Source organism: Micromonospora purpureochromogenes (assembly GCF_900091515.1).
GTDB classification, from domain to species: Bacteria; Actinomycetota; Actinomycetes; order Mycobacteriales; family Micromonosporaceae; genus Micromonospora; species Micromonospora purpureochromogenes.
Map to the genome: position 1 here is coordinate 6,152,980 of NZ_LT607410.1, position 26,836 is coordinate 6,179,815.

Here is a 26,836-nt window from a genome sequence, read left to right on the forward strand (position 1 = left end):
GTACGCCGCCTGGTACGGCATGGGAGCGCTGCGCGGTTCAGCGGGTCTGGCAGGAGAGTTTCCGGAACGGCGATTTGGTGACGCGGTGACACCGGCGCCGACACCGATGGTCACGAAGCGGGCGCGTCCCGGCGGATTCCGAGCGTGCTCCGCGCCGGGAGCATCCCGCTGGCGACCACCGCCCCGGTGACCGGCGCGAGGAGTTGGGCGAGCCGCCCGACGGCCGGGCCGAGGGCCCGCCACGGGGCGGCGGCCAGCTCGTCCGTACGCCGCTCCACCTCGTCGCGCAGCCGGCGCCCGGCGTCGGTGGCCACGCCGTCGGCGTCCACCAGGCCGCGGCCGGCGAGCCGGTCCCGGGCGGCGGCCCACTCCTGGGCCGACCAGCGGCGACTGGCGAAGACCTCGACCGGCGCGGCGCCCACGGCGGCGAAGGAGACCAGCGCCTCGGTCGGGTCGAGGCCGGCGGTGAGCAGCGCGGCCACGTGCCCGTCGCCGCGGTGCTCGCGCAGGACGGTGGCGGCCTGCCAGAGCGCCAGGTGCGGGGCGTCCGGCCAGGGCAGGTCGGCGTTCGCGGCGGCCAGCGGACGCCCGGCCAGGTCGGCGGCCTCGGCGGCCCGCCGGGCCAGTGCGGCCGCCTCGGCCAGCTCGGGTGAGTCGACCCGGTCGCCGAGCAGGGCACGCAGCGCGCGGTCCACGCCGGACAGGCGCGCGTCGAGCACCTTGGCCGGGTCGGCGACCGACCAGATCGCCGGGACGTACTCGGCGACCATCCGGGGGCTGAAGCTGTAGTAGGTGGCCGTCACCAGTTCGGGGCCGGCGGCGCCCAGCGGGGCGGAGCGCAGGGCGAAGTAGCCGGGCCACCGCTCGTCGGTTGCCAGGCCGAGCGCCGCGGCCTCCTCGGTCAGCTCCGGCGCGTAGTAGACCAGCGCGTGCACGGGCTCGACCAGCTGCCACAACCGCCGCACCATCATGGGTTCCATCCCGACCTCCCCGACCGGACCGCTCATCTTGTCGTCGTCAAGTTTGCGTCGGGTCGACCAACTTGTCAATGACAAGTTTCGAGCAAAGGCGGGGGCCCGGGAGAACCCGGGACCACGCGGAAGGTCAGATGTCGTTGTGCCAGCCGCGGTGGATCTCGCCGGCCGGACGCGGCTCACCCTTGGCGACCACCCGCCAGAACCGGTCCGGCTCGGCGTGGTCGCGCAACGACAGCTCCACGCCGACGCGTACCCGGCGGTCGTCGCGCACCCAGGCCACCAGGTGGCGGTCGCCGCTGACCAGCTGGAGCTGCACCAGCATCCGTTCCCTCGTCCCGACCATCACGACCGCCCCTTCTCCACTCCCGACGCCGCGCCCTGCCGGCGACGACCGAGGCACCAGGATGAGCGGCGTCGATCGGCGCGGCAACCGGGTATTGGCGATCAGGGGTGGGCTGCGTCACGATGGGCGCGAGGAGGTCGCCGATGGCCGACCCGTGGCTCGCCCTGGAATTCGGTGCCGATCCGGCCGAGCGGATCGCGCAGGTCGGTGCCGCCCACGAAGCGTTCCTCACCGCCGGTGACCTGCCGCCCCGGGTCCGCGACGTGGTCGCCGAGTCCTGGCGGCGGTCGGTCGGCGCCCTGCTCGACCCGGAGGCCACCGCCCCGGTCGACCTCACCGACGACGCGCTGGAGAGCTACCGCGCCGGCCACCCCCTCGCCCGGGTGCTGCCGCTCTTCCGCGACCTGCTCGGCGGCATCGCCGACGACGGCGCGCACCTGATGGCGGTCTGCGACGCGGGCGGGCGGCTGCTCTGGGTGGAGGGGCATCCGGGGGTGCTCCGGCACGCCGAACGGATGAACTTCGTCCCCGGCGCCCGCTGGGACGAGGCCCACGCGGGCACCAACGCCCCCGGCACCGCCCTCGCCGTCGACCACAGCGTGCAGATCTTCGCCACCGAACACTTCGTCCGCCCGGTGCAGCGCTGGACCTGCGCTGCGGCACCCATCCACGACCCCACCGGCCGGCTGCTCGGCGCCATCGACATCACCGGCGGCGACCACCTGGCCACCCCGCAGAGCCTCGCCCTGGTCCGGGCCACCGCGCGGGCCGCCGAGGCGTTCCTGGCCAGCGCCGCGCCGGCCGAACCCGACGTCATCTCGGTGGCCGCCCTCGGCCGGGACGAGGCCGAGCTGCGCGTCGGCGGGCGGCGGATCCGGCTCGGCCGCCGGCACAGCGAACTGCTGGTGCTGCTCCTCGACCACCCCGAGGGGCGCACCGGCGAACAGCTCGGCCTCGACCTCTACGGCGACGACCGGCTGCACCCGGTCACCCTGCGCGCCGAGCTGTCCCGGCTGCGCCGCGCGCTCGGCCCCGAACTGCTCGACTCCCGCCCGTACCGGCTGCGCGGCACCGTGCGCGCCGACTTCCGTACCGTCGGCGAGCTGCTGGAACGCGGCGACGCGGCGGGCGCGCTCCGGGCGTACCCGGGGCCGTTGCTGCCCGCCTCCGACGCGCCTGGAGTGGCCCGGCTGCGCCGGCTGGTCGACGGGCAGCTGCGCGCCGCCGTGCTGGCCGCCGGCGACCCGGCGCTGCTCGCGGCCTGGACCGCGACGCCCGCCGGCGCCGACGACCTCACCGCCTGGCAGGCCCTGGCGCGGGCGTTGCCGCCGGGCGCGCCGCGCCGGCCGCTCGCCCTGGCCCGCATCGGCCAGCTCTGCGCCGAGTACGACCTGGAGCGCGCAACGTTGCTGCAACGTCGCGGAAACTAGCGTCCCGCCATCACCCCTGACGGACGGCGGAGGTACCCATGACGCGCTACGACGCCCCCACCCACTGGCAGTCCCGCTACGACCACTTCATCGGCGGCGAGTACGTCAAGCCGCACGGTGGGCAGTACTTCGAGAACCCCACCCCGGTGACCGGCCAGACCTTCTGCGAGGTGGCCCGGGGCACCGCCGAGGACGTCGAGAAGGCACTCGACGCCGCGCACGGCGCCGCCGACGCCTGGGGGCGCACCTCGGTCGCCGAGCGGTCGCTGATCCTCAACAAGATCGCCGACCGGATGCAGGAGAACCTGGAATCCCTCGCCATCGCCGAGACCTGGGAGAACGGCAAACCGGTACGCGAGACGCTGGCCGCCGACATCCCGCTGGCGATCGACCACTTCCGGTACTTCGCCGGGGCGATTCGGGCCCAGGAGGGCACCCTCGGCGAGATCGACGACGACACCGTGGCGTACCACTTCCACGAGCCGCTCGGCGTGGTCGGGCAGATCATCCCGTGGAACTTCCCGATCCTGATGGCGGTCTGGAAGCTCGCCCCGGCGCTGGCCGCCGGCAACGCGGTGGTGCTCAAGCCCGCCGAGCAGACCCCGGCGTCGATCCACCACCTGCTGTCGCTCGTCGCCGACCTGCTCCCGCCGGGCGTGCTCAATGTCGTCAACGGCTTCGGCGTCGAGGCGGGCAAGCCGCTGGCGTCCTCGCCCCGGGTGGCGAAGGTGGCGTTCACCGGCGAGACCACCACCGGGCGGCTGATCATGCAGTACGCCAGTGAGAACATCAAACCCGTCACCCTGGAGCTGGGCGGCAAGAGCCCGAACATCTTCTTCGACGACGTCAGCGCCGCCCACGACGACTTCCACGACAAGGCACTCGAAGGCTTCACCATGTTCGCTCTCAACCAGGGCGAAGTCTGCACCTGCCCGTCCCGGGCGCTGATCCAGCAGGGCCACTACTCCGACTTTCTCGCCGCGGCGGTGGAGCGGACCGGCCGGATCGTGCAGGGCCACCCGCTGGACACCGACACGATGGTCGGCGCGCAGGCCTCCAACGACCAACTGGAGAAGATCCTGTCCTACCTGGACATCGGTCGCCAGGAGGGCGCGAAGGTGCTCACCGGCGGGGCCCGGGCGGAGCTGGGCGGCGAGTTGTCGGGCGGATACTACGTCGAGCCAACCATCTTCGAGGGCGACAACTCGATGCGGATCTTCCAGGAGGAGATCTTCGGCCCGGTGGTCTCGGTGACCTCCTTCGCCGACCTGGACGACGCCGTGAAGATCGCCAACGACACCCTGTACGGGCTGGGCGCGGGCGTCTGGACCCGGGACATGAACACCGCGTACCGGGCCGGGCGGTCGATCCAGGCCGGGCGGGTCTGGACGAACTGCTACCACGCGTACCCGGCGCACGCCGCGTTCGGCGGGTACAAGCAGTCCGGCATCGGGCGGGAGAACCACAAGATGATGCTGGAGCACTACCAGCAGACCAAGAACCTGCTGGTCAGCTACTCCACCAAGAAGCTCGGCTTCTTCTGATGGCCGACCCCGTGACGGTGACCCCGTCGGCGGCCGAGGTGCTCCGGTCGCTGCGGGGGCGGCACGGTCCGCTGATGTTCCACCAGTCCGGCGGCTGCTGCGACGGCAGCGCCCCGATGTGCTACCCGGCCGGCGAGTTCCGCACCGGATCGTCGGACGTCCTGCTGGCGTCGCTCGCCGTCGACGGGGTGCCCGAGCCGGTCGAGTTCTGGATGTCGTCGGCGCAGTGGGAGTTGTGGAAGCACACGAGGTTGACGGTCGACGTGGTGCCGGGGCGGGGCAGCGGGTTCTCGCTGGAGGCGCCCGACGGGGTCCGGTTCCTCATCCGCTCCCGGCTGGCCGACTGACGACGCCGGAGGCAGGTGTCGGTGCGAGCGTGATACCTCTGAGGCATCTTGATGCCTCAGAGGTATCACCGCCGCACGTGTGTCCGCCCCGAGCGGACCGGGTGGTCGTTGTCGCCGGGAGATCCGCTGTCCCGCACCGGCGGGGAGGGCCGGTCAGCGGCCGTCCAGCAGCGGCTGTCGCGGATCCCACGGCGGCCCGCCGGCCGCGTCCCGGCGCCGCCGGGCGATGGCCGACAGCGCCTCCAGGACCACCCGGTTGCCCAGGTACGCGGTGATGTCGGCGTGGTCGTACGGCGGGGCGACCTCGACCACGTCCACCCCGACCACGGGCAGCTCGTAGCAGACCCGGCGGACCGCGTCGAGCAGCTGCCGGGAGGTCAGGCCGCCCGGCTCGGGGGTGCCGGTGCCCGGTGCCATGCCCGGGTCGACCACGTCCACGTCGACGGAGAGGAACACCCCCTCGCACTCGTCGGTCGCGATCGTGAAGGCCTCCGACAGGCAGGTGTCGAGCCCGCGCGACACCAGCTCGGTCATCTCGTAGGAGCGCATCCGCTGGGCCGCCATCCACGCCAGGGTGGGCGGGTCGGGCCAGTAGCCGCGCAGGCCGATCTGGAGGAACCGGTCGCCGCGTACCGCGCCGGACTCGATGAGCCGGCGCATCGGCTGGCCGTGCCCGTGCAGCGAACCGAACTCGATGTGTCCGGTGTCGGCGTGCGCGTCGAAGTGCACCAGCGACACCCGGCCCAGCCCGTGCTGCCGGGCGACCCCGGTGGCGTCGGGCAGGGCGATGGAGTGGTCCCCGCCGAGGACGATCGGGATCGCGCCGGCGGCGGCGACGGCGTACACGGCGGCCTCCAGCGACGCCAGCGACCGCTCGATGTCGCCGGCGAACATCTCCACGTCGCCCGCGTCGTAGACCCGCAGGTCGCGCAGCCCGTCGACGCGCATCGCCAGGGACGGGCGGGAGCCGTCGTGCGGCAGGTAGCAGGCCTGCCGGATGGCGGACGGGCCGAAGCGGGTGCCGGGCCGGTGCGAGGTGCCGCCGTCGAAGGGGGCACCGACGATGACGACGTCGGCGTCCGCGTACGACGCGGTGTCGTCCAGGGTGCAGCGGTCCACCCCGAGGAAGGTGATGTCGGGGCCGTACATCGGGCCGTAGCGGTTCATCGCTCCTGGATCCCCCACGGCGAGCCGTACCCGGTGAGCAGGTCGAGGAAGGGGCGGGGCGGCAGCGCCTCCGGGCCGATCACCCCGGTCCCCGACCACGCGCCGGTGGCGAGCAGTTCCAGGGCCACCACCGGGTTCACCGCGGTCTGCCAGACGACGGCCTGGTGGCCGTACTCCCGCATGGACCACTCGTTGTCGACCACGTGGTAGAGGTAGACCTCGCGCGACCGCCCGTCCTTGCCGGTGCCGGTGACCCAGGTGCCGGCGCAGGTCTTGCCGCGCATCCGGTCGCCCAGGGTGGCCGGGTCGGGCAGGCTGGCGGCCACCACGTCCCGGGGCGACACCTCGACGCCCCGGACGGAGACCGGAACGGTCGAGTCGAGGCCGACCTTGTGCAGGGCCTTCAGCACCTCGATGAACTCGTCGCCCAGGCCGTACTTGAAGGTCACCCGCTTCGCCTTCACCCAGCGCGGGATGAGCAGCACCTCCTCGTGCTCGACGTTGACGCACTCGACCGGGCCGATCCCCTCCGGGAAGTCGAAGACCTCCGGCTCGCTGAACGGCTCGGTGGTGTACCAGCCCCGGTCGGCCTCCCAGATCACCGGCGGGTTCAGGCACTCCTCGATGGTGGTCCAGATCGAGAACGACGGCGCGAAGTCGTAGCCGTCGACGGTGAGGTTCGCGCCGTCGCGGACGCCGATCTCGTCGATCTCGTCGAACAGCTCGTCGGCGGCGTAGCGGGCGAAGACGTCCGACAGGCCGGGCTCGATGCCGATGCCGCAGAGCGCCAGCCGGCCGGCCGCCGCCCACCGGTCGGCGACCGCGAACTGGTCGTCGCCGAGCTTCACCCCGGTCTCGGCGTAGGGGCGGGACGGGTGCGGGTGGGACAGCGACATGGCCATGTCGAGGTAGTCGGCCCCGGCGGCGAAGGCGCCGTCGAAGATCGGCATGACGAAGCGCGGGTCGACCGCGTTGAGCACGTGGGTGATCCGGTGCTCCCGGCAGAGCGCCGCGACCGCGTCGGCCGAGGAGGCGTCCACCTTGGCGGCGACGAACCGGTCACCGTGCCCGGCCACCGCACGCTCGGCGCGGCCGAGGTCGTAGTCGGCGACGACCACGGTCTCGAAGAAGGAACGGCGGGCGGCGATGGCGACAGCGGCGGAGCCGACGCCACCGGCGCCGACGAGCAGGATGCGCATCAGGAATCAAACCCCAAACCAAGACGATCGAGAGTACGGAGCCAGACGTTGCGCCGACCCTCGCGCGCGTCCGCGCGGGCGAGCGACCAGCGGGTGAGGTTGATGCCGGCGGCCCGGACGGGCTCCGGCGGGAACGGCAGCGGCGTGCTGCGGACCAGGTCGAGCCGGGTCAGCGGGGTTTCCTCGCCGCTCAGCAGGTCGAGCATCACCCGCGCGCCGAACCGGGTCGCGCCGACGCCGAGCCCGGTGTAGCCGGCCGCGTACGCCAGCCGGCCGTCGTAGGCGGTGCCGAAGAACGGGCAGAACCGGGTGCAGGTGTCGATCACCCCGCCCCAGCGGTGGCTGAAGCGCACCCCCTCCAGCTGGGGGAAGGTGGTGAAGAAGTGGTCGGCGAGGGCGGTGAAGGTGGCCGGTCGCTGCTCCAGCTCCGGGGCGACCCGGTTGCCGTAGTGGTAGACCGCGTCGTAGCCGCCGAAGAGGATCCGCTGATCGCCGGTGATCCGGTAGTAGTGGAACTGGTTGGCGGTGTCCGCCAGGCCCTGCCGGTTGCGCCAGCCGATCGCGTCCCGCTGCGCCGGGGTCAGCGGCTCGGTCATCAGGGCGTAGTCGTAGACCGGCACGAGCCAGGCGCGCAGCCGGCGCAGCAGCGGCGGGAAGGCGTTGGTGGCGAGCACCATCTGCCGGGCCCGTACCGCCCCCGGCGCCGCGTCCGGCCCGCCGGCGGTCGCCGCCCGCAGCGCCGCACCGTCGCGGCGCAGGCCGGTCACCCGGGTGTGCTCGTGGATCCGCACCCCCTCGTCGAGGCAGGCCCGGCGCAGGCCCCAGGCCAGCTTCGCCGGGTCCAGCATGGCCACCCGGTCGGCGTCCCACAGCCCACCGAGGTACGTCGGCGAGTTCACCTCCGCGCGCACCTCGTCGCGGTCGAGCAGCCGCACGTCGTGGCCGTACCGGCGGGCCAGCTCGGCCTCCTCGGCCAGCCCGGCGAGCTGGTACGGCTCGACCGCCACCGCCAGCTCGCCGGTGCGCTCGAACTCGCAGTCGATCCCGTACGCCTCGACGGTCGCCGCGATCGCGGCCAGGTTCTCCCGGCCGAGCCGCTCCAGCTCGTCGATCTCGCCGGGGAAGCGGTCCACGCCGTTGGCCAGCCCGTGGGTCAGCGAGGCGGCACAGAACCCGCCGTTGCGCCCGGACGCCGCCCAGCCGCAGGTGCCCGCCTCGACCAGCAGCACGTCCCGCGCGGGATCGTCCCGCTTGGCGAGCAGCGCCGCCCACAGGCCGCTGTAGCCGCCGCCGACGACCAGCAGGTCGGCGGTGTGCGTACCGTGCAGCGGCGGCAGCGGGTCGGGGCGTTCCGGGCGGTCGAGCCAGTAGGGCACGGGCGCCGCCTCGGCGAGCGCCCGGCCGGTATGCGGGAGGATCATGACGGGCTCTTCGCCCGCCGGCCGGCCGCCGGGGCGGCCGCGAGGTGACTGCGCCGGGCCCGGCGTCCGCGCAGCGAGCTGGCCCCGACCAGCAGCAGCGCGATCACGAACATCGCCGTGCCGATCACGTTGACCTGCGGCGGGATGCCCCGCTGGGCGGCGCCCCAGACGTACATCGGGAAGGTGACCGTGGTGCCGGCGTTGAAGTTCGTGATGATGAAGTCGTCGAAGCTGAGCGAGAAGGCGAGCAGCGCGGCGGCCACGATGCCGGGCAGCACCAGCGGCAGGGTGATCCGCCGGAACGTCTGCCACTCGCTGGCGTAGAGGTCCATCGCGGCCTCCTCCAGCCGCCGGTCCATCCCGGCCAGCCGCGCCTTGACCGTCACCACCACGAACGACACGCAGAACATGACGTGCGCGATGACGATGGTCCAGAAGCCCTGCGGCACGCCGGCGGAGACGAAGAGGGCGAGCAGCGAGGTGCCCATCACCAGCTCCGGGCTGGCCATCGGCAGGAAGATCAGCACGTTCAGCCCGGTCCGGCCGCGGAACCGGTGCCGGACCAGCGCGAACGCCATCAGCGTGCCGAGCACGGTGGCCACCACCGTGGCGATGAAGCCGATCTGCACGCTGCGGACCACCGCGTCGCACATCTCGGCGGTCGCGCAGGGCTGCCGCCAGTTGTCCAGGGTGAACTCGTGGAAGTCGTACGACAGCCGGCTGGACGGGCGGTTGAAGGAGAGGCCGGCGACCACCAGGATCGGCAGGGAGAGGTAGCCGAGCACCAGCAGGGCCACGCCCATCACCCAGCGGTCGGCCAGCCAACGGGACAGCCTCATCAGAGCCCACCTCCATTCGCGACTGCGGGGCTCCGCTCCGCTGCACTCCTCGCGCTCATCAGAGCACCTCCTCGGTGCCGGCGCGGCGCAGGTAGACGAAGACCACCGCGAGGATCGCCGCCATCAGCAGGAACGACAGCGCCGCGCCCTGCGGGTAGTCCAGCCGGACCAGGAACGCCGAGTCGATGACGTTGCCGATCATGTATTCGTTCGGGGTGCCGAGCAGTTCGGCGTTGATGTAGTCGCCGGTGGCCGGGATGAAGAAGAGCAGCGTGCCGGCGATCAGGCCGGGCATCGACAGCGGCAGGGTGACCCGGCGGAACGCCTGCACCGGGCTGGCGTACAGGTCGTTCGCCGCCTCCAGCAGCCGGTAGTCCAGCCGCTCCAGGCTGGCATACAACGGCAGCACCAGGAACGGCAGGAAGTTGTAGGTCAGGCCGAGGATCACCGCGACCGGGGTGGCGAGCAGCCGGCCGTCGGGCGCGAGCAGGTGCAGGTCGCGCAGCAGGCCCACCAGCGCGCCGTTGTCCGACAGGATGGTCTTCCAGGCCAGGGTGCGCACCAGGAAGCTGGTGAACATCGGGGCGACCACGCAGACCAGCAGCAGGTTCTTCCACCGGCCGGCCTTCTGCGCGATCGCGTACGCCAGCGGGTAGCCCATCAGCAGGGCCAGCACCAGCGCGATCCCGGCGTAGCCGAAGGAGCGGGCGAACTGCGGCCAGTACGCCTGCAGCGCGTCCGGGTAGTTGCCGAACGCCCAGGTCAGCGCGTACCCGGTGGAGAGCGAGCCGCTGGGGTCGTAGAGGCTGGCCGCGGCCAGTTGCAGCAGCGGCAGGCCGAAGAAGACGAACAGCCAGGCCGCGCCGGGCAGCAGCAGCAGGTAGGGCAGCAGCCGGTGCCGCCCCCGCCGGGGCGGTGGCGGCGCGGCGGCCGCCTGCCCCGACGGGGTCGGTACGTGGGCCAACGCGGTCATGAGGCCGCACCCACCGGCTCGTCGAGCAGCGGGGCGGTGCTGTCGTCCTGGCCCGGCTCGCGGGGCAGCAGGAAGGCGTGCCGGGGGTGCCAGTGCGCCACCACCCGGGTGCCGACCGGCAACTGGCCGCCGGCCCCGCTGTTCGCCGCGAACGCGGAGATCTCGCTCCCCCAGCCGGTGCGGACCAGGTACTGGGTGCTGACGCCCACGTAGGAGGCGTCGGTGACCACACCCTCGATGTGCTGGTGTCCGCCGGGCACCTGGTCGGCGGAGCCGACCAGATGCAGCTTCTCCGGGCGTACCCCCAGGTAGACCGCGCCCCGGTCGGAGCGGGCGCGGTCGGCGGGCACCGAGAAGCGGGCGCCGTGGGCGGTGACCGGCACCTCGGTGCCGGCGGTGCCCGCGGCCTCGGCCGCCAGCAGGTTGGACTGGCCGAGGAAGTTCGCCACGAACGCGGTGGCCGGGAACTCGTAGATGTCGGCCGGTGCGCCGAGCTGCTCGATCCGGCCGGCGTTCATCACCGCGACCGTGTCGGCCATGGTCATGGCCTCCTCCTGGTCGTGGGTGACGTGCACGAAGGTGATCCCGACCTCGGTCTGGATCCGCTTCAGCTCGATCTGCATCTGCCGCCGCAGCTTCAGGTCGAGCGCGCCCAGCGGCTCGTCGAGCAGCAGCACCTGCGGGCGGTTGATCAGCGCGCGGGCCAGGGCGACCCGCTGCTGCTGCCCGCCGGAGAGCTGCGCGGGGCGTCGGTTGCCGTAGTCGTCGAGCTGCACCAGCGACAGCATCCGCATGACCTCGTCATCGACCGAGCGGATGCCGCGCCGGCGCAGCCCGAACGCCACGTTCTCGAAGATGTTCAGGTGCGGGAAGAGCGCGTAGCTCTGGAACACGGTGTTCACCGGCCGCTTGTACGGCCGCAACCGGGCGATGTCCCGGTCCCCGAGCAGCACCTGCCCGCTGGTCGGTTCCTCCAGTCCGGCGATCATCCGCAGGGTGGTGGTCTTGCCGCAGCCGGACGCCCCGAGCAGGGCGAAGAACGAGCCCTGCGGGATGGTCAGGCTGAGGTCGTCCACCGCGGTGAAGACGCCGAACCGCTTGGTGAGGTTGGCCAGCCTCAGGTCGCCGGCCGGTGACTCGTGTCCCATCGTCCTCACGCCCCGATGACCTGCTGGAACTTCGTTTCGTACTCCTTCTCCTGCTTCTCGTCCAGGGCCATGAACACCTTGGACTTCGACAGCAGGGCCTCGTCCGGGAAGATCAGCGGGTTGGCCGCCAGCTCCGGATCGATCTTCTCCATCTCGGCCTGCGCGCCCTTGACCGGGCAGATGTAGTTGACGTACGCGGCGAGCTGCGCGGCGACGGCCGGGTCGTAGTAGTAGTTGATCATCGCTTCGGCGTTGGCCTTGTGGGTGGCCTTGTTCGGCACCATCATGTTGTCGCTGAACAGCATCACGCCGGAGTCGGGCGAGACGAACTGGATCTTCTCGTCCTCGCCGGTGAGCTGGATGACGTCGCCGGACCAGCCGATGCAGGCAGCGATGTCGCCCTTGGCGAGGTCCGGGGCGTAGTCGTTGCCGGTGAACTTGCGGATCTGCCCGGAGTCGACGGCCTTCTTGAGCTTGTTGAGCGCGTCGTCGAACTGGGCCCCGGTGAAGTTGGCCGGGTCGTGCCCGTTGGACTGGAGCAGCAGGCCCATGGTGTCGCGCATCTCGGACAGCGCGGTCACCTTGCCCTTCAGGTCGGGGCGGGTCAGCAGCTCGTCGACGGTGCGGAGCTCCTTGGTGACGTTGCCGTTGTAGGCCAGGCCGGCCAGGCCGGACTGCCACGGGATGGCGATCTGGTTGTCCGGGTCGAAGGACCGGTTGAGCAGCGACGGCAGCAGGTTGGCCGCCACGTTCGGCAGCTTCGCCGGGTCGAGCTTCTGGATCCAGCCGAGCCGGATCATCCGGGCGGCCATCCAGTCGGTGAGGACGATGATGTCCCGGTCGGTGCTCTGGCAGCTCGCGAGCTGGTTCTGCACCTTGCCGAAGAACTCGTTGTTGTCGTTGATGTCCTCGGTGTAGGTGACCTGGATGCCGGTCTTCTGGACGAACGCGTCGAGGCTGGGCCGCTTCGACTCGTCCTTCTCGTCCACATCCATGTACTGCGGCCAGTTGGCGAAGGCGAGCTTCTTCTCCGTCGCGGAGAGGTCCTCGCTCTTGCAGCCCTCCTCGGTCTGGGTCGCGGCCTTGGTGCCGCAGCCGGCGAGCACGCCGCCCGCGGCGAGCAGGGCGGCCGAGGAGAGGGTGCCGGTGAGTAGTCCACGCCGGGTGAAGGGCTTCAGGGGAGTTCGCATGTGACGACTCCTAGGGGGTCGTCCGTCGGCGACGGGGACGGGGGTGACGGCGCCGGCGGGAGGGGTCAGGTGCCTGGGACGACTGATCCTGACATGAGGTGACCGCCCCCACAAGGGATTCCGTTGCGGGATTAGCCATGCACGACGAAATACGCCACACTGCCGATGGCACTAGGCTCACCCGGGGGAACGGATATGGGGAGTGGTCGATGACGAACCGGCAGCAGGAGAACGGCAACGGCGGGCGGCGGGTGACCGTCCGTGAGGGCGCCAGCCACGTTCTGCTCGACGACGTGGCGAAGCAGATCATCGAGCAGCTCCAGGAGGACGGCCGCCGGCCGTACGCGACCATCGGCAAGGCGGTCGGGCTCTCCGAGGCGGCGGTGCGGCAGCGGGTGCAGCGGCTGCTCGACGCCGGGGTGATGCAGATCGTCGCCGTCACCGACCCGCTCCAGCTCGGCTTCCCCCGCCAGGCCATGATCGGCCTGCGGACCGACGGCGACCTGGAGGCGGTGGCCGACCGGCTCGCCGAGTTCGAGGAGATCGACTACGTGGTGATCACCGCCGGCTCGTTCGACCTGCTCGCCGAGGTGGTCTGCCGCAACGACGCCCACCTGCTGGAGATCCTGCAGAAGCTGCGCGCCGTCCCCGGGGTGCTGGCGACCGAGGCGTTCGTCTACCTCAAGCTGCGCAAGCAGACCTACACCTGGGGTACGGCCTGAGCACCGCCCCGCGTTCGCCGGCTCGTGCGGATTCCGTAGCGCCAGCCGTAGTCGATCGCAGAATTCGTTGCTCTGGACACGATTGACTGCCGATCCCACTTGCCTCGGGCCATCAGACTGTGACATAACCGTGGGCAGAGCGGCCGGTGTCACCCCCTGACCGGCCCGAGACCCGATGGGGCTGACATGGCCAACGCCACCGACCACCTCTGGATGCACTTCACCCGGATGGCCAGCTACTCCGCCGGCGAGGTGCCCACCATCGTCCGCGGCGAGGGCGCGTACGTCTGGGACTCCCAGGGCCGCCGGTACCTGGACGGACTCGCCGGGCTCTTCGTCGTCAACGCCGGTCACGGGCGTACCGAGCTGGCCGAGGCGGCCGCCAAGCAGGCCGGCGAGCTGGCCTACTTTCCGCTCTGGTCGTACGCCCACCCGAAGGCGATCGAGCTGGCGGAGAAGATCGCCTCGCTCACCCCGGGCGACCTGAACCGGGTCTTCTTCACCACCGGCGGCTCCGAGGCCGTCGAGGCGGCGTGGAAGCTGGCCCGGGCGTACTTCAAGCGCACCGGCCAGCCGAACAAGCACAAGGTGGTCAGCCGGTACATCGCCTACCACGGCACCTCGATGGGCGCGCTGTCGATCACCGGCCTGCCCGGCATCAAGAGCGACTTCGAGCCGCTGGTGCCCGGCGGCATCAAGGTGCCCAACACCAACTTCTACCGCGCCCCCGAGCACGGCGACTCGCCCGAGGCGTTCGGCCGCTGGGCCGCCGAGGAGATCCGCCGCGCCATCGAACGCGAGGGGCCGGACACCGTCGCCGCGGTCTTCCTGGAGCCGGTGCAGAACTCCGGCGGCTGCTTCCCGCCGCCGCCCGGCTACTTCGCGCGGGTCCGGGAGATCTGCGACGAGTACGACGTGCTGCTCGTCTCCGACGAGGTGATCTGCTCCTGGGGCCGGCTCGGCGAGTACTTCGGCGCCGTCCGCTACGGCTACCAGCCCGACATCATCACCACCGCCAAGGGCATCACCTCCGGGTACGCCCCGCTCGGCGCGATGATCGCCAGCGAGCGGCTGATGGAGCCGTTCCTCACCGAGACCGGCATGTTCGCTCACGGGGTGACCTTCGGCGGCCACCCGGTCTCCTGCGCGGTGGCCCTGGCCAACCTGGAGGTCTTCGCCCGCGAGGACCTCGTCGGGCACGTCCGGGCCAACGAGGGCGCCTTCCGGTCCACCCTGGAGAAGCTCAACGACCTGCCCATCGTCGGCGACGTCCGGGGCGACGGCTACTTCTACGGCATCGAGCTGGTCAAGGACAAGGCGACCCGGGAGACCTTCGACGACGCCGAGTCCGAGCGGCTGCTGCGCGGCTACCTCTCCACCGCGCTCTTCCAGGCCGGGCTCTACTGCCGCGCCGACGACCGGGGCGACCCCGTGGTGCAGCTCGCCCCGCCGCTGATCGCCGATCAGCAGCAGTTCGACGAGATCGAGCAGATCCTGCGCGCCGTGTTGACCGAGGCATGGAACCGCCTCTGAGCGGCGGGCCCGCGCGGGACGGGGCCGGTTCCCGGGACACCGGGAGCCGGCCCCGCACCGTCGTAGCGGCCCCCGCCGACACCGGAACGCCCGCGAGCAGCGCGGCCGTCGGTGGCACCGACCGCACCCGGGTACGCCGGCTGCCCGAGCTCGCCGTCCACGACCGGGCCGTCCTGCACGCCGTCCTCGACGCCGGCCGGTTCGGTCACCTGGCCATCGCCGACGGGCATCAGCCGTACGCCCTGCCGGTGGCCTACGCCCGCGACGGCGAGCGGGTGCTGCTGCACGGCTCGACCGGTAGCCGACTGTTCCGGCACCTCGCGGCGGGCGCGCCGGCCTGCCTGACGGTGACCCTGCTCGACGGTCTCGTCCTGGCCCGCAGCGCCTTCGCCTCCTCGATGAACTACCGGTGCGCCATCGTCCTCGGCGAGCTGAGCGTGGTCGACGGCGACGACCGGCTGGCCGCCCTGGCACGAATCTCGGAGCACCTGCTGCCCGGCCGCTGGGCGGCGATCCGGCCGCCGTCGGCGAAGGAGCTGGCCGCCACGCTGGTGCTCGCCCTGCCGCTGGACGAGTGCTCGGTGAAGGTCAGCGCCGGCCCGCCGGACGACCCCGCCGACGACCTCGACCGGCCGGTCTGGGCCGGGGTGGTGCCGGTGCAGGAAACGCTCGGCACCCCGCAGCCCGACCGCCGGCTGCGCCACGACCTGACCCCACCGGAGTGGTGATGCGCTACCAGGAGCTGTCCCACTGGCTGGCCACGGTGGACGAGCCGCTGGACCCGCGCCCGTCGCTGCCCGGCGACGCCGACGCCGACGTGGTGATCGTCGGGGCCGGCTACACCGGGCTCTGGACGGCGTACCACCTCGCGACCGCCGACCCGTCGCTGCGGATCACCGTGCTGGAGGCCGAGATCGCCGGGTACGGCGCCTCGGGGCGCAACGGCGGCTGGTGCTCCGCACTCTTCCCCACCTCGCTGCCCGCGCTGGCCCGCCGGCACGGCCGGGACCGGGCGCTGGCCATGCAGCGGGCCATGCAGGAGACCGTGCGCGAGGTCGGCCGGGTGGTCGCCGCCGAGGGCATCGACTGCGACTGGCACCAGGGCGGGACGGTAGTGCTGGCCCGGTCGCCGGCCCAGCTCGGCCGGGCCCGCGCCGAGGTGGCCACGGCCCGCGAGCACGGTCTCGATCCCGACGACCTGGTGCTGCTCGACGCCGCCGAGGCGTCCGCCCGGTGCGCGGCCGAGGGGGTGCTCGGCGCGACGTACACCCCGCACTGCGCGGTGGTGCACCCGGCGAAGCTGGTCCGTGGGCTGGCCCGGGCGGTCGAGCGCCACGGGGTACGCCTGCACGAACGCACCCCGGTCACCGCGATCCGGGCCGGCGCGGCGGTCACCCCGTACGGCACGGTCCGGGCGCCGGTGGTGGTCCGGGCCACCGAGGGGTACACGCCGGGGCTGCCCGGGCAGCGCCGCGCCATCGCCCCGGTCTACTCGCTGATGGTGGCCACCGAGCCGCTGCCCGCGCAGACCTGGGACCGGATCGGGCTGGCCGAGCGGGAGACGTTCTCCGACCACCGGCACGTCATCATCTACGGCCAACGGACCGCCGACGGCCGGTTGGCCTTCGGTGGGCGGGGCGCGCCCTACCACTTCGGCTCCCGGGTCTCCCCCGCGTACGACCGGGAGCCGGCGGTCTTCCGCGCGCTCCGCCGGGTGCTGGGCGAACTCTTCCCCGTGCTCGGCCCCGAGGTGCCGGTCAGCCACACCTGGGGCGGCCCGCTCGGGGTGGCCCGGGACTGGTCCGCCTCCGTCGGGCTGGACCGCGCGACGGGTCTCGGCTGGGCGGGCGGCTACGTGGGCGACGGGGTGGGCACCAGCAACCTGGCCGGCCGTACCCTCGCCGACCTGATCCGCGGCGTGGACAGCGACCTGACGACGCTCCCCTGGGTCAACCACCGCTCCCCGAGATGGGAGCCGGAACCCCTGCGCTGGCTGGCGGTCAACGCCGGCCTGAAGGTGATGTTCTCGGCCGACGCTGCCGAGGCCCGCAAGGGCCGCCCCTCCCGCCGCGCCGCCGCCTTCTCCCGCCTCCTCGGCCACTAACCGCCTCCCCCCTCCGTCCCGGCTCGGTGATCAAGAGGTTTGCGTCATCCAGGGTCCTGATCCTGACGCAAACTTCTTGATCACCGGGGCAGGCGGGCGGGCGGTAGGCCGGGCAGGGAGGGGGTGGGGGTTAGTGGTTGGGGGGGATTACGCGGAGGTGGCCTCGGCGGCCGGTGTGGGGGGAGGGGTGGGCGGTCTGGTGGTCGTCCTCGGGGGGACGGGGGGTCACGGGGCGGGCGGCCTCGCGGACGGCCTCGGCCAGGGCCACCAGGTCGTCGGTGGTGGGCGGCGGCGGCTCGAACTCGCCCTCGTGCCGGACCACGTCCCAGCCGCGGGGAGCGGTCAGGCTCCGGGCGTGCGGCTCGCAGAGGTCGTACGTGTGCGGCTCGGCGAAGGCCGCCAACGGGCCCACCACCGCGGTCGACTCGTTGTAGACATAGGTCAATGTGGCGACCGCTTGCCGGGGGCAGCCGTTACGGGAGCAGCGCCGTGGTGACCTCACGGCGGCAGGGTATCTCCATTACCGGGTCCGGCGCACCGGTTCGCGTTGCGACACGCCCGTCAGGGTGATCACAATTCGTGCCCGCTCGGCCCCGCCGCGCCAGGAGTGCGGCGCTGCCGCAGGCCAGGCCGGCCCGGCAGCTACCCTTTGCCTCATGACGAGCCCGGAACACCGCCGCCCCGGCTCCGGCCGGCGCACCCACCGCGACCGCCACGGTCGTGGCCTGCGGGGGCGGCTGGTACCGGCGACCGTCCCGCTGGCCCGCACCAAGGCCGAGGTCTTCGACGACCTGGTGCTGGACACCGTCGAGACGCTGGAGCGCCGCTTCGCCAAGGAGCTGGCCGGCGTCGAGTTCGCCGTCGAGGACGTCCCGCCGGACCTGAACGTCTACGACTCGGACGTGCTCGAGGACGGCGAGGTGCCGCTGGCCCGCCTGCTGCCGGGGCGCCCGGGCCGGCAGGAGGTGCCGCCCCGCATCGTGCTCTACCGCCGACCGCTGGAGTTCCGCGCGATGGACCGCGAGGACCTGGCCGACCTGGTGCACGACGTGATCATCGAGCAGGTGGCGAACCTGCTCGGGGTCGACCCGGACGAACTGGCCTGACCCCCCTCGGTCGGGCCGCCCCCGCGGCACCGACCCGGGCGTGAGCCGGGCGGCCCCCACCGCCCCGACCCCACACGTCAGCTCAGGCGGCCCGCCGCTTGAGCTTGCGCCGCTCCCGTTCGGAGAGCCCGCCCCAGATCCCGAACCGCTCGTCGTGACCGAGAGCGTATTCGAGGCATTCCGTCTTGACCTCGCACCGCGAGCAGATCCGCTTCGCCTCGCGGGTCGAGCCGCCCTTCTCGGGAAAGAACGCTTCCGGATCGGTCTGCGAGCAGAGCGCCCGCTCCTGCCACTCCGGCGCGTTTCCGAGCAGGTCGGCCACCTCAAGCTGGCCGTCCATCAGATGCCTCCTTGTCGCGCACCGGCGTCATCGCCGCTGCAACCCCCCACGCGAAAGGCGTGCTTGTCCGTACGGTCCCCATTTATTGCGTTCCGGTGCGAACAACCCCAATCAAATTACACGCGTGTAATGCGTGCGCCGTCAAGCTGAACTTGATAATGGAGTCGCCCTCCCGACAACGTTCGAGCGACCACTTCGGTCGCCCGCCTCGCAACCTGCCATATCGATTCAGACCCCGGCCGAGTAACGCCCTCTCCGGCGAGTTGCCCGAGATTTCTGCCGTGGCGTGCCCATCGTGGACGCCGCCGGGGTGCGTCGGCGGAGGCTCCGGTGGACCAGCCATCAAGATCGAGTTCTTGGTGGGGCACAGGTTAACGCGGTTCGGCCACAGCCGCCCGTCGAGCCGAAAATGCCGACAGCGCCCCGTCCAGGATGTGGACGGGGCGCGACGGTTCGAACGCGGTGCGGTGATCAGCTCACCCCCGGCGGAGCGCTGCTCGGCCAGACGAACTCGGCGACCACGCCGCCGGTGACGGAGACCGCGCCGGCGGGTGTCCGCTCGTCCCACCAGACGGTATAGCGACCGGCCGGCAGGTCCGGGTACACGGCACTGTGGAACACCCCGTCCCGGACGATCCGTTCCCGCACGGCCGAATGGGTACGCGGCCCGCCGGGCTGGTCCGCCCGGCTGATCTCGATCTCCCGCCCGTGCAGCCGGCGGCCGGTGTGGACGATCAGCGCACCGGTGTCCGCGCCCAGGTCGAGCAGGACGGTGCCGCTTCCCGTCGACCCGTACCGGTGGTCGTGCCCGTGCATGACGTCCTCCCTCCGCTCAGGACTTCGCCACCGGCGGGTTGTTGAACCCGTCGTACGGCGTACCCAGGAAGGGGAAGCCGGCCAGGAAGGGCGCGGTCACGTCGGCGGCGCTCAGCCCCGGGGTGACCGCGCCGGCCGCCGCGTCGGGGGTGAAGGCCTTGTCCACCAGCGGCACGGTGACCCCGGCGATGGCCCGCAGCGCGATGCTCACCACGTCGTCGCCGACCCGCCGGCCGTTGGGGAAGCCGGCCAGGTCGCCGCCGAGCACGCCGAACCGGTCCGGCTTGGCGGTCGGCTTGATGGCGGTGTTCAGCCGCAGCATGTCGGCCTGCACGTCGCCGGTGTTGTTGGTGAAGCCGTCGATCAGCCCGGCCGGGATGCCGGTGAGCAGGATCGCCGCCAGGTCCGCTCGGGGCTTCTTGGTCTTGTTCAGCGCGTCGAGCTTGGGGAAGACGTCCGGATAGAGGGCCGGCAGCAGGGCGGCCAGCTCCGGCTGCTCGACGAAGCGGGCGAACCGCTTGTCCTCCGACGGCGGCAGGGTGTTCCACAGGTCCTTCTTGGACATCGGCACGATGACCTCGTTGAACAACGGGTTGCCCAGCCGGGACACCTGGGTCCACGGGCCGGTGGCGGTATCCGCGGCGACCCGGTCGCCGAGCACGCGCACCTGCTGCCGCGAGGCCGACGTCCACACGCCGATCACCGAGGCGCGGTCGGCGGGGGCGTACCGGTTGGCCTTGCGGCGCACCTTGCTCAGCGGCACCTGCACCGCGATGCTGTGCACGTTCATCCGGTCCACGGCGTTGACCGGCTCGCCCTCGGTCTTGAAGAGCTTCTTGCCGGCGACGTGCAACTGCTGGAACGGCCGCAGCGTACCCAGGTCGAAGATGGCGCCGAGGTCGACGAAGAAGCCGTCCGCGCGCTGCCCGGCGAAGACCCGCTCCCCGGTGGAGAGGCTGTACGTCGCCTGGCGGGCCAGCTGGGCGTAGTTCGGGGTGGAGAGCGGGCCGACGTTGCACGGCGGGCAGGGCAACTTGTGCGCCAGCACGTGCTCCCGGCCGTCGGCCACCCGGGTCAGCTTGTAGAACTGGCGCCGATTCCAGTTCTCGCTGTCCAACGACTCGATCGGGCCGGTGTTGTAAAGAAAGCTGTTCGGATTCGTGATCTCGGTGCTGAATTCGAACCGGTAGGTCACGTCGGGACGGCCGTCACCGTCGTTGTCGATGTGAATCTCGTACCGCACGTCGTCGCCGAACTCGAAGAAGTTCGGTCCGCCGGAGGGGAGCTGCAACGGCACGTAGTTGGCGATCAGCGTCACCGAGTCGGGCCGGTCGGGGCTGACGAACGCGTACAGGTCGGAGCTGTCGGCGACCGGGTCCTTGCTTATCTCCGGTGCTTCGCGGTGGGATGACATCAGCGCCGCCCGGCGGCGCGCCGCAACCGGTCCGCCAGCCCGCGGTCGCGTACCTCGATCCGGGACGTGCCGACGAAGACGTCCATCGTCCCGGTGGCGGCGTCGCGCAGGTGGACCACGATCGGGTCGTCCTTCGCACCGGCCGCCGACGGGGCGTTCTGCGCGGCCGACAGGCCCGGCACGGTGAGGGCGGCGGCGCCCAGCGTGGCGCTCGCCGCTGCGGTCAACGTCTGCCGGCGGGTCAGTCGCGGCCAGGGCCGCTTCCGCTCGTCACTCGTCATGGGGAACCTTTCCTCCGGCGGCGCGTACGCGCCCGCGGTGGCTCGCGAGGGGCTGCCGGCGGCGGCCCTCGCCTCAACCGCCGCCGGCGACCAGTGGTACGGCCGGTGCCGGGGAAAGGTTCGACGCTACGCGGGGTGGTGACCGTACGCGGTCGTCCGCTTGCGCGCCGGTCGTCCGGCGGCCGCCGCGATGGCCCGCAACTGCTCCTCGGTACGCGCCGAACCGTTGCCGGAGCCGGCCATCCGGGAGATCGTCTCCTCCATCAGCGTGCCGCCCAGGTCGTTGCAGCCGCCCTGGAGCATCGCCACCGTGCCGGCGTCGCCCAGCTTGACCCAGGAGCACTGGATGTTGTCGATCCGGCCGTGCAGCAGCAGCCGGGCCATCGCGTGCACCGCCAGGTTCTCCCGCCAGGTGGGCCCCGGCCGGGCGATGCCGGCGAGGTAGATCGGCGCGTTGGTGTGCACGAACGGCAGCGCCACGAACTCGGTGAACCCGCCGGTGCGGTCCTGCACCCCGGCCAGCACCCGGAAGTGCCCCAACCACTGCCCGGGGTGGTCCACGTGGCCGTACATCATGGTGGAGCTGGACCGGATGCCCAGCTCGTGGGCGGTGCTGACCACGTCGACCCAGGCGGCGGCCGGCAGCTTGCCCTTGGTGAGCACCCAGCGCACGTCGTCGTCGAGGATCTCCGCGGCGGTGCCCGGGATGGTGTCCAGCCCGGCCTCGCGCAGCCGGGTCAGCCACTCCCGCACCGGCACGCCGGCCTTGGCGGCGGCGGTGACGATCTCCATCGGGGAGAAGGCGTGCACGTGCATCCCCGGCACCCGTGCCTTGATCGCCCGGACCAGGTCGGCATAGCCGGTCACCGGCATCTTCGGGTCGATCCCGCCTTGGAGGCAGACCTCGGTGGCCCCGGCCGCCCAGGCCTCCTCGGCCCGGTCGGCGACCTGCTCCACCGAGAGCCGGAACGCGTCGGCGTCCCGTTCCCGCTGGGCGAAGGCGCAGAACCGGCAGCCCACGTAGCAGACGTTGCTGAAGTTGATGTTGCGGTTGACCACGTAGGTGACGTCGTCGCCGACGGCGTCGCGCCGGACGTCGTCGGCGAGGCGGCACAGCTCGTCCAGCGCCGGGCCGTCCGCGCCGAAGAGGGCCAGCGCCGCATCGGCGTGCCGGGGCTCCAGCAGCGCCGCCGGGTCGTCGGCGGCCAGCCGCAGCCCGGCCCGTACGTCGGCGTCACCCCCGGCGGCGGCCCCCGCGGTCACCTTGCCGGCGACCGCCGACCAGTCGCCGTAGACGCTGTCGAAGTCGCCCCGCCGGTCTCCGGTACGCCCGGTGCTGTCGATGGTGACGTGCAGGTCGGTCCGCCCGCCGTACGTCTCGTCGGGCTCCTGCCACGGCCGGCCGACCGGCCGGGCGGACTCGACGGCGAGCCCGGTCTCCGGGTCGGCCAGCGCGCCGACGTGCGGCAGCAGCCGGTGGTCGAGCCAGGGGTCACCGGCCCGGACGTACTCGGGGTACACCGTCAGCCGCTCGCGCAGGGTGAAGCCGGACTTCTCGGTGTGCCGGGCCAGCTCGTCGAGCTGCGGCCAGGGCCGCTCCGGGTTGACGTGGTCCGGGGTCAGCGGTGACACCCCGCCCCAGTCGTCGATCCCGGCGCGCAGCAGCAGGTCGTACTCGCCCTCGATCAGGTTCGGCGGGGCCTGGATCCGGGCCCTGGGGCCGAGCAGCAGCCGGGCCACCGCCACCGTGGCGGCCAGGTCGTGCAGCTCGGCGTCGGGCATGCCGCGCATCGCCGTGTCCGGCTTGGCGCGGAAGTTCTGCACGATCACCTCCTGGAGGTGGCCGTACTCCCGCATGCTCCGGCGGATCGCGAAGATCGCGTCGACCCGCTCGGCCGGGGTCTCCCCGATGCCGATCAGGATTCCGGTGGTGAACGGCACCCCGACCCGGCCGGCGTCGTCGAGCACCCGCAGCCGCACCGCGGGTTCCTTGTCGGGCGAGCCGAAGTGCGGACCGCCCGGCTCGGACCAGAGCCGGGTCGCGGTGGTCTCCAGCATCATCCCCATGCTCGGCGCGACCGGCTTGAGCCGTTGCAGCTCCGACCAGGACAGCACGCCCGGGTTGAGGTGGGGCAGCAGGCCGGTCTCCTCCAGCACCGCGACGGCGCAGGCGCGCAGGTAGTCCAGGGTGGAGTCGTATCCGCGCTCGTCCAACCACTCGCGGGCCGCCGGCCAGCGCTCCTCCGGCCGGTCACCGAGGGTGAACAGGGCCTCCTTGCAGCCCAGGGCCGCTCCCTGCCGGGCGATCGCCAGCACCTCGTCCTGCTCCAGGAAGGCGGCCGGCAGCCGGTGCGGCACCGTGGCGAAGGTGCAGTAGTGGCAGCGGTCCCGGCAGAGCCGGGTCAGCGGGATGAAGACCTTCTTGGAGTACGTCACCACGCCCGGCCGGCCGGCGTCGCGCAGCCCGGCGTCGCGGATCTCCCCGGCGACGCGGAGCAGTTCGTCGAGCTCAGTCCCCCGGGCCGCCAGCAGCGCGGTCGCCTCCGCGACGTCCAGCGCGCGGCCGGTGGCCGCCCGGCGCAGCGCGCGCTGCACGCTCGCCTCGGTCGGGGCGGGATCGGTGCGGTCAGCCATCCGCTCAGCCTATGCGCTGGCTCGGACGGCCGGACGGGCACGGAACACGGTGTGAGATCAACCCGCCCCGCGCGGGTCGGTTGTCGCCGGAAGCGTCCCGGCGCAGCACATCGAGCGTGATACCTCAGAGTCATCTTGATACCGCTGAGGCATCACGCTCACCACAGTGTCGCTTCGCTGAGCCGACCCGCCTGCCGGGCGACAGCGGACGGGCGCGGCTCGGCTCAGCGTGGGGAGTTCGGGTCGTCGCGGTGGAAGCGCTGGGTCCGGTCGACGTCCTCGCCACCGGGCGGCACGGCCGGCCCGCCCACCTCGCCGGGCTGGCGCGGGATGGTCTGGGTGGGGTCGGCTGACGGCGGCTGGCCGAACGGCGGCGCGGTGTTCGGGCCGGCGAAGGGCGGCACCGACTGCGGCGTGCCGAACGGCGGCGCGGACTGCGGAGCGGCGCCGAACGGTGGGGCCGAGGACGGGCCCGGCTGGCCGTACTGGCCGTACTGGCCGTACTGGCCGGCGGCCGGGTAACCGGCGGACGGCTGACCGGCGGGCGGGAAGCCGGGGCCGGGGTGGCCGCCGGGCTGGCCCGGGGGCGGGTAACCGGCGGAGGGGTAGCCGCCCTGGCCGGACTGCTGCGGCCAACCGGGCTGCGGCTGGCCGTACACGCCGGGCTGCGGCTTGGGGCGGGGGACGTGGTAGAACGCCCGCCAGACCCGGTAGACGACGAACGCGGCGAGGGCGAAGAGCGCGAACCAGGCGGCCCGGGTCAGCAGGCCGAGTAGGGCGTCCAGCACCTCCGCGTCGGCGAGCCGGTTGACCAGCCAGATCAGGAAGGTCAGCGTGCCGAAGAGCGCGCCGAAGGCGTACTCGCCGACCGCGACCTGGGTGATCTGCTTCGCCCGCGGCAGGACCGGCGAGACGTGCGTGGCGAGCAGCACGGCCAGCAGCGGCAGGACCGTCGCCTCGATGCCGACGAACGAGAAGAAGGTGCTGCCGGCCCGGCTCGAGAAGGTGCTGTACTCCGAGGCCGGCGCGAGCAGCCGGATCAGTCCGACGAAGAGCAGCACGGCGTTCGCGCCGAGCAGCACGAGCGCGGCGAGTTCGCGCAGTGGACCGGTGAGCTGGCGGGCCTGCGTCGCGTCTTTCGGCGCCGGCTCGGCGGGGCTGGTCACGAGTTCTCCCTCGGGCGAAACGGACAGATGCCGACGTGAGCCTAGTCTCCCGGGCCACCGACGGACCGCAGGCGTCGCGTACGCCAGGATGGACGTCATGCGCATTGTGGTTCTGACCGGCGGGATCGGGGGCGCTCGGTTCCTGCTCGGCGTCCGGGCGTACGCCCGCGAGGTGGGCGCCGAGGTGACCGCCGTGGTCAACGTCGGCGACGACCTGCTCCTGCACGGGCTCAAGGTCTGCCCCGACCTGGACAGCGTCATGTACACCCTGGGCGGCGGGGCCGACCCGGAACGCGGCTGGGGACGGGTCGGTGAGACCTGGACGGTCAAGGCGGAGCTGGCCGCGTACGGCGCGGAGCCGACCTGGTTCGGGCTCGGCGACAAGGACATCGCCACCCACCTGGTGCGGACCACCATGCTCAACGCCGGGTACCCGCTCTCCGCGGTGACCGAGGCGCTGGCCAGCCGCTGGCAGCCCGGCGTACGCCTGCTGCCGGCCACCGACGACCGGCTGGAGACCCACGTGGTGGTCGACGGCGAGGAGGGGCAGCGGGCGATCCACTTCCAGGAGTGGTGGGTGCGCTACCGGGCGGACATCCCCACCCACCGGTTCGTCTTCGTCGGTGCGGAGAGCGCCAAGCCGGCGCCCGGGGTGCTGGAGGCGATCGCCGACGCGGACGCCGTGCTGGTCGCGCCGAGCAACCCGGTGGTCAGCGTCGCCCCGGTGCTCGCCGTGCCGGGGCTGCGCGACGCGGTCGCCCAGGGCCCGGCCCGGGTGGTCGGGGTCTCCCCGATCATCGGCGGCGCCCCGGTGCGCGGCATGGCCGACCGGTGCCTGTCGGTGCTGGGTGTGGAGTGCAGCGCCGCCGGGGTGGGCCGGCTCTACGGCGGGCGGAGCGAGGGCGGCCTGCTCGACGGCTGGCTGGTCGCGCCGGAGGACGAGGGCACCTCGGTGCCGGGGGTGGCGGTCCGGTCCGCGCCGCTGTGGATGACCGACGAGGCGGCGACCGCGCAGCTGGTGCGGGCCGCGTTGGAGCTGGTGTGAGACTCGAGATCCTGCCGGTGCTGGGCATCGGCGACGTGACCGAGGGCGACGACCTGGCGGCGCTGATCGCGACCGCCGCGCCGTGGCTGCGCGACGGGGACGTGCTGGTGGTCACCAGCAAGATCGTCTCGAAGGCGGAGGGTCGGCTGGTCGACGTGCCGGCGGACGGGCCGGAACGGCTCGCCGCGCGCGACGAGGTGCTGGCCACCGAGACCGCCCGGGTGGTGGCGACCCGTGGCGGGACCCGGATCGTCCAGACGCACCACGGCTTCGTGATGGCCTCCGCCGGGATCGACGCCTCCAACGTCGACAAGACCCGGCTGGTGCTGCTGCCCAAGGACCCGGACGCCTCGGCCCGGGCGCTGCGCGCCGCGCTGGCCGAGCGGTACGGCGTCGACGTGGCGGTGATCGTCAGCGACACGATGGGTCGGCCCTGGCGCAACGGGCTGACCGACGTGGCGCTCGGCGTGGCCGGCATGTCCGCCATCCGCGACCACCGGGGCGAGGTCGACCCGTACGGCAACGAGTTGCACCTGACCCAGATGGCCGTGGTGGACGAACTGGCCGGCGCCGGCGAATTGATCAAGGGCAAGTGCGACCAGGTGCCGGTCGCGGTGGTGCGCGGCTACCTGGGCGTCGGTCGCAGCGACGACGGCGCGGGCGCGAGCGTCCTGGTCCGGGACGCGACGATGGACCTCTTCTCCCTCGGCACCGCCGAGGCGCGGGCGGCCGGCCTCCGGTCCGCCGCGACCCTCGCCGACGACACCGGTCCGACGCCGGCCGACCCGGAGGCGGTCCGGCGGGCCGTCGCCGCGGTCGCCGACGTGGTCGCGCCCGGCACTGCCTTCACCCACGTCACCGACGAGGAGGTACGCGCCGGCCTGGTCGCCACCGTCCCGGGCTGGCCGGCAGAGGCCACCGGGCTGATCCTCGGCGCGGCGCCCACCCCGGTCGACCGGCCGGACCTGGTGCGTTTCGGCGCGGACCTGCAACGGCTGCGCACCGCGCTGGCCGCCGAGGGGGTGCCCTCGGCGCTGCTGCCGCCCCCGGCGGGCAGCACGGCCAGCGCCTGCCTGGCGATCTGACGCCGGGCCGGG

26 protein-coding genes are annotated in these 26,836 nt (G+C 72.7%); 10 read left to right on the forward strand and 16 right to left on the reverse strand.

Translation table 11 applies throughout. The features are described 5' to 3' along the window. Window positions 1-110: 110 nt before the first annotated feature. A complete protein-coding gene (locus GA0074696_RS28065; protein WP_197700789.1) occupies window positions 111-980 on the reverse strand; it encodes an SCO6745 family protein in 870 nt (289 codons plus the stop codon). Between the two features lie 124 nt (window positions 981-1,104). Next, on the reverse strand, window positions 1,105-1,323 hold the full coding sequence (locus GA0074696_RS28070) for a hypothetical protein (RefSeq protein WP_172894486.1): 219 nt from the start codon (window positions 1,321-1,323) through the stop codon (window positions 1,105-1,107). A gap of 140 nt (window positions 1,324-1,463) precedes the next feature. Between GA0074696_RS28070 and GA0074696_RS28075 the strand changes: the two genes are divergently transcribed. From GA0074696_RS28075 to GA0074696_RS28085, 3 genes are read left to right on the forward strand one after another with little or no spacing between them, the layout of a single operon-like run. Next, complete coding sequence (locus tag GA0074696_RS28075; protein ID WP_088963865.1) at window positions 1,464-2,750, forward strand: GAF domain-containing protein; 1,287 nt, start codon at window positions 1,464-1,466, stop codon at window positions 2,748-2,750. Between the two features lie 38 nt (window positions 2,751-2,788). Continuing rightward, window positions 2,789-4,294, forward strand: a complete 1,506-nt coding sequence (adh, locus tag GA0074696_RS28080) for an aldehyde dehydrogenase (protein ID WP_088963866.1) — start codon at window positions 2,789-2,791, stop codon at window positions 4,292-4,294. Next, window positions 4,294-4,641, forward strand: coding sequence for a DUF779 domain-containing protein (locus tag GA0074696_RS28085; protein WP_088963867.1), 348 nt, complete (start codon window positions 4,294-4,296; stop codon window positions 4,639-4,641). Before adh ends, GA0074696_RS28085 begins: the two co-directional genes overlap by 1 nt. 153 nt (window positions 4,642-4,794) lie before the next feature. Here GA0074696_RS28085 and speB read toward each other — a convergent pair whose 3' ends face one another. The 7 genes from speB to GA0074696_RS28120 are packed head-to-tail and all read right to left on the reverse strand — an operon-like array spanning window position 4,795 to window position 12,578. Further along, window positions 4,795-5,808: an agmatinase gene (gene speB / locus GA0074696_RS28090; protein ID WP_088963868.1), complete on the reverse strand. Its 1,014-nt coding sequence runs from the start codon at window positions 5,806-5,808 to the stop codon at window positions 4,795-4,797. Further along, complete coding sequence (locus tag GA0074696_RS28095) at window positions 5,805-7,007, reverse strand: saccharopine dehydrogenase family protein (protein WP_088963869.1); 1,203 nt, start codon at window positions 7,005-7,007, stop codon at window positions 5,805-5,807. The genes speB and GA0074696_RS28095 overlap by 4 nt, the downstream gene beginning before the upstream one ends. Next, window positions 7,007-8,428 (reverse strand): NAD(P)/FAD-dependent oxidoreductase, encoded by a 1,422-nt coding sequence (locus GA0074696_RS28100; RefSeq protein WP_088963870.1) that lies wholly within the window; start codon window positions 8,426-8,428, stop codon window positions 7,007-7,009. Before GA0074696_RS28100 ends, GA0074696_RS28095 begins: the two co-directional genes overlap by 1 nt. After that, window positions 8,425-9,267 (reverse strand): ABC transporter permease, encoded by an 843-nt coding sequence (locus GA0074696_RS28105; protein WP_172894488.1) that lies wholly within the window; start codon window positions 9,265-9,267, stop codon window positions 8,425-8,427. Before GA0074696_RS28105 ends, GA0074696_RS28100 begins: the two co-directional genes overlap by 4 nt. 58 nt (window positions 9,268-9,325) lie before the next feature. Continuing rightward, window positions 9,326-10,240 (reverse strand): ABC transporter permease, encoded by a 915-nt coding sequence (locus tag GA0074696_RS28110; protein WP_088963872.1) that lies wholly within the window; start codon window positions 10,238-10,240, stop codon window positions 9,326-9,328. Beyond that, entirely contained in the window at window positions 10,237-11,388 is a 1,152-nt protein-coding gene (locus tag GA0074696_RS28115) for an ABC transporter ATP-binding protein (RefSeq protein WP_088963873.1), read from the reverse strand. Before GA0074696_RS28115 ends, GA0074696_RS28110 begins: the two co-directional genes overlap by 4 nt. A gap of 5 nt (window positions 11,389-11,393) precedes the next feature. Further along, on the reverse strand, window positions 11,394-12,578 hold the full coding sequence (locus GA0074696_RS28120; RefSeq protein WP_088963874.1) for an ABC transporter substrate-binding protein: 1,185 nt from the start codon (window positions 12,576-12,578) through the stop codon (window positions 11,394-11,396). Window positions 12,579-12,787: 209 nt separating this feature from the next. Here GA0074696_RS28120 and GA0074696_RS28125 point away from each other — a divergent pair, with 209 nt between their 5' ends. The 4 genes from GA0074696_RS28125 (at window position 12,788) to GA0074696_RS28140 (ending at window position 16,937) form a co-directional block, all read left to right on the forward strand. Then, on the forward strand, window positions 12,788-13,300 hold the full coding sequence (locus GA0074696_RS28125; protein ID WP_088963875.1) for an Lrp/AsnC family transcriptional regulator: 513 nt from the start codon (window positions 12,788-12,790) through the stop codon (window positions 13,298-13,300). A 186-nt stretch (window positions 13,301-13,486) separates the two neighbouring features. After that, window positions 13,487-14,833, forward strand: coding sequence for an aspartate aminotransferase family protein (locus GA0074696_RS28130; protein ID WP_088963876.1), 1,347 nt, complete (start codon window positions 13,487-13,489; stop codon window positions 14,831-14,833). After that, window positions 14,818-15,561 (forward strand): pyridoxamine 5'-phosphate oxidase family protein, encoded by a 744-nt coding sequence (locus GA0074696_RS28135; protein WP_088963877.1) that lies wholly within the window; start codon window positions 14,818-14,820, stop codon window positions 15,559-15,561. Before GA0074696_RS28130 ends, GA0074696_RS28135 begins: the two co-directional genes overlap by 16 nt. After that, window positions 15,561-16,937: an NAD(P)/FAD-dependent oxidoreductase gene (locus GA0074696_RS28140; protein ID WP_172894490.1), complete on the forward strand. Its 1,377-nt coding sequence runs from the start codon at window positions 15,561-15,563 to the stop codon at window positions 16,935-16,937. The genes GA0074696_RS28135 and GA0074696_RS28140 overlap by 1 nt, the downstream gene beginning before the upstream one ends. A gap of 130 nt (window positions 16,938-17,067) precedes the next feature. Here the strand turns inward: GA0074696_RS28140 and GA0074696_RS28145 are convergent, their stop codons facing one another. Beyond that, window positions 17,068-17,439: a DUF3499 domain-containing protein gene (locus GA0074696_RS28145; RefSeq protein WP_088963878.1), complete on the reverse strand. Its 372-nt coding sequence runs from the start codon at window positions 17,437-17,439 to the stop codon at window positions 17,068-17,070. A 154-nt stretch (window positions 17,440-17,593) separates the two neighbouring features. On the opposite strand from GA0074696_RS28145, the gene GA0074696_RS28150 reads away from it, so the two are divergent. Next, window positions 17,594-18,043, forward strand: a complete 450-nt coding sequence (locus GA0074696_RS28150; RefSeq protein WP_088963879.1) for a metallopeptidase family protein — start codon at window positions 17,594-17,596, stop codon at window positions 18,041-18,043. Between the two features lie 82 nt (window positions 18,044-18,125). Here the strand turns inward: GA0074696_RS28150 and GA0074696_RS28155 are convergent, their stop codons facing one another. The 6 genes from GA0074696_RS28155 to GA0074696_RS28180 all read right to left on the reverse strand — a co-directional run bounded on the left by GA0074696_RS28155 (window position 18,126) and on the right by GA0074696_RS28180 (window position 24,694). After that, window positions 18,126-18,383, reverse strand: coding sequence for a WhiB family transcriptional regulator (locus tag GA0074696_RS28155; protein WP_007455784.1), 258 nt, complete (start codon window positions 18,381-18,383; stop codon window positions 18,126-18,128). 471 nt (window positions 18,384-18,854) lie between these two features. Continuing rightward, complete coding sequence (locus GA0074696_RS28160; protein WP_088963880.1) at window positions 18,855-19,199, reverse strand: eL34 family ribosomal protein; 345 nt, start codon at window positions 19,197-19,199, stop codon at window positions 18,855-18,857. 16 nt (window positions 19,200-19,215) lie between these two features. After that, window positions 19,216-20,613: a DUF4331 domain-containing protein gene (locus GA0074696_RS28165; protein ID WP_088963881.1), complete on the reverse strand. Its 1,398-nt coding sequence runs from the start codon at window positions 20,611-20,613 to the stop codon at window positions 19,216-19,218. Beyond that, the gene (locus GA0074696_RS28170; RefSeq protein ID WP_088963882.1) at window positions 20,613-20,894 is read right to left on the reverse strand and encodes a hypothetical protein; all 282 of its coding nucleotides are present in this window, start codon (window positions 20,892-20,894) and stop codon (window positions 20,613-20,615) included. The genes GA0074696_RS28165 and GA0074696_RS28170 overlap by 1 nt, the downstream gene beginning before the upstream one ends. A 126-nt stretch (window positions 20,895-21,020) precedes the next feature. Then, window positions 21,021-23,528 (reverse strand): bifunctional FO biosynthesis protein CofGH, encoded by a 2,508-nt coding sequence (locus tag GA0074696_RS28175; RefSeq protein WP_088963883.1) that lies wholly within the window; start codon window positions 23,526-23,528, stop codon window positions 21,021-21,023. 224 nt (window positions 23,529-23,752) lie between these two features. Then, entirely contained in the window at window positions 23,753-24,694 is a 942-nt protein-coding gene (locus GA0074696_RS28180) for a hypothetical protein (RefSeq protein ID WP_088963884.1), read from the reverse strand. 97 nt (window positions 24,695-24,791) lie between these two features. Between GA0074696_RS28180 and cofD the strand changes: the two genes are divergently transcribed. After that, a complete protein-coding gene (cofD, locus tag GA0074696_RS28185) occupies window positions 24,792-25,739 on the forward strand; it encodes a 2-phospho-L-lactate transferase (protein ID WP_088963885.1) in 948 nt (315 codons plus the stop codon). Further along, window positions 25,736-26,824: a coenzyme F420-0:L-glutamate ligase gene (locus GA0074696_RS28190; protein WP_088963886.1), complete on the forward strand. Its 1,089-nt coding sequence runs from the start codon at window positions 25,736-25,738 to the stop codon at window positions 26,822-26,824. Before cofD ends, GA0074696_RS28190 begins: the two co-directional genes overlap by 4 nt. Window positions 26,825-26,836: the final 12 nt, after the last annotated feature.

What these genes read in the sequence shown, in the direction of transcription:
- GA0074696_RS28165 (WP_088963881.1), bottom strand. Translation starts at nt 20,613, where the DNA reads ATGTCATCCCACCGCGAAGCACCGGAGATAAGCAAGGACCCGGTCGCC.
- GA0074696_RS28170 (WP_088963882.1), bottom strand. Translation starts at nt 20,894, where the DNA reads ATGACGAGTGACGAGCGGAAGCGGCCCTGGCCGCGACTGACCCGCCGG.
- GA0074696_RS28115 (WP_088963873.1), bottom strand. Translation starts at nt 11,388, where the DNA reads ATGGGACACGAGTCACCGGCCGGCGACCTGAGGCTGGCCAACCTCACC.
- cofD (WP_088963885.1), top strand. Translation starts at nt 24,792, where the DNA reads ATGCGCATTGTGGTTCTGACCGGCGGGATCGGGGGCGCTCGGTTCCTG.
- GA0074696_RS28100 (WP_088963870.1), bottom strand. Translation starts at nt 8,428, where the DNA reads ATGATCCTCCCGCATACCGGCCGGGCGCTCGCCGAGGCGGCGCCCGTG.
- GA0074696_RS28125 (WP_088963875.1), top strand. Translation starts at nt 12,788, where the DNA reads ATGACGAACCGGCAGCAGGAGAACGGCAACGGCGGGCGGCGGGTGACC.
- GA0074696_RS28140 (WP_172894490.1), top strand. Translation starts at nt 15,561, where the DNA reads ATGCGCTACCAGGAGCTGTCCCACTGGCTGGCCACGGTGGACGAGCCG.
- GA0074696_RS28065 (WP_197700789.1), bottom strand. Translation starts at nt 980, where the DNA reads ATGGAACCCATGATGGTGCGGCGGTTGTGGCAGCTGGTCGAGCCCGTG.
- GA0074696_RS28085 (WP_088963867.1), top strand. Translation starts at nt 4,294, where the DNA reads ATGGCCGACCCCGTGACGGTGACCCCGTCGGCGGCCGAGGTGCTCCGG.
- GA0074696_RS28105 (WP_172894488.1), bottom strand. Translation starts at nt 9,267, where the DNA reads ATGAGGCTGTCCCGTTGGCTGGCCGACCGCTGGGTGATGGGCGTGGCC.
- GA0074696_RS28175 (WP_088963883.1), bottom strand. Translation starts at nt 23,528, where the DNA reads ATGGCTGACCGCACCGATCCCGCCCCGACCGAGGCGAGCGTGCAGCGC.
- GA0074696_RS28150 (WP_088963879.1), top strand. Translation starts at nt 17,594, where the DNA reads ATGACGAGCCCGGAACACCGCCGCCCCGGCTCCGGCCGGCGCACCCAC.
- GA0074696_RS28155 (WP_007455784.1), bottom strand. Translation starts at nt 18,383, where the DNA reads ATGGACGGCCAGCTTGAGGTGGCCGACCTGCTCGGAAACGCGCCGGAG.
- speB (WP_088963868.1), bottom strand. Translation starts at nt 5,808, where the DNA reads ATGAACCGCTACGGCCCGATGTACGGCCCCGACATCACCTTCCTCGGG.
- GA0074696_RS28095 (WP_088963869.1), bottom strand. Translation starts at nt 7,007, where the DNA reads ATGCGCATCCTGCTCGTCGGCGCCGGTGGCGTCGGCTCCGCCGCTGTC.
- GA0074696_RS28130 (WP_088963876.1), top strand. Translation starts at nt 13,487, where the DNA reads ATGGCCAACGCCACCGACCACCTCTGGATGCACTTCACCCGGATGGCC.
- GA0074696_RS28110 (WP_088963872.1), bottom strand. Translation starts at nt 10,240, where the DNA reads ATGACCGCGTTGGCCCACGTACCGACCCCGTCGGGGCAGGCGGCCGCC.
- GA0074696_RS28135 (WP_088963877.1), top strand. Translation starts at nt 14,818, where the DNA reads ATGGAACCGCCTCTGAGCGGCGGGCCCGCGCGGGACGGGGCCGGTTCC.
- GA0074696_RS28120 (WP_088963874.1), bottom strand. Translation starts at nt 12,578, where the DNA reads ATGCGAACTCCCCTGAAGCCCTTCACCCGGCGTGGACTACTCACCGGC.
- GA0074696_RS28160 (WP_088963880.1), bottom strand. Translation starts at nt 19,199, where the DNA reads ATGCACGGGCACGACCACCGGTACGGGTCGACGGGAAGCGGCACCGTC.
- GA0074696_RS28075 (WP_088963865.1), top strand. Translation starts at nt 1,464, where the DNA reads ATGGCCGACCCGTGGCTCGCCCTGGAATTCGGTGCCGATCCGGCCGAG.
- adh (WP_088963866.1), top strand. Translation starts at nt 2,789, where the DNA reads ATGACGCGCTACGACGCCCCCACCCACTGGCAGTCCCGCTACGACCAC.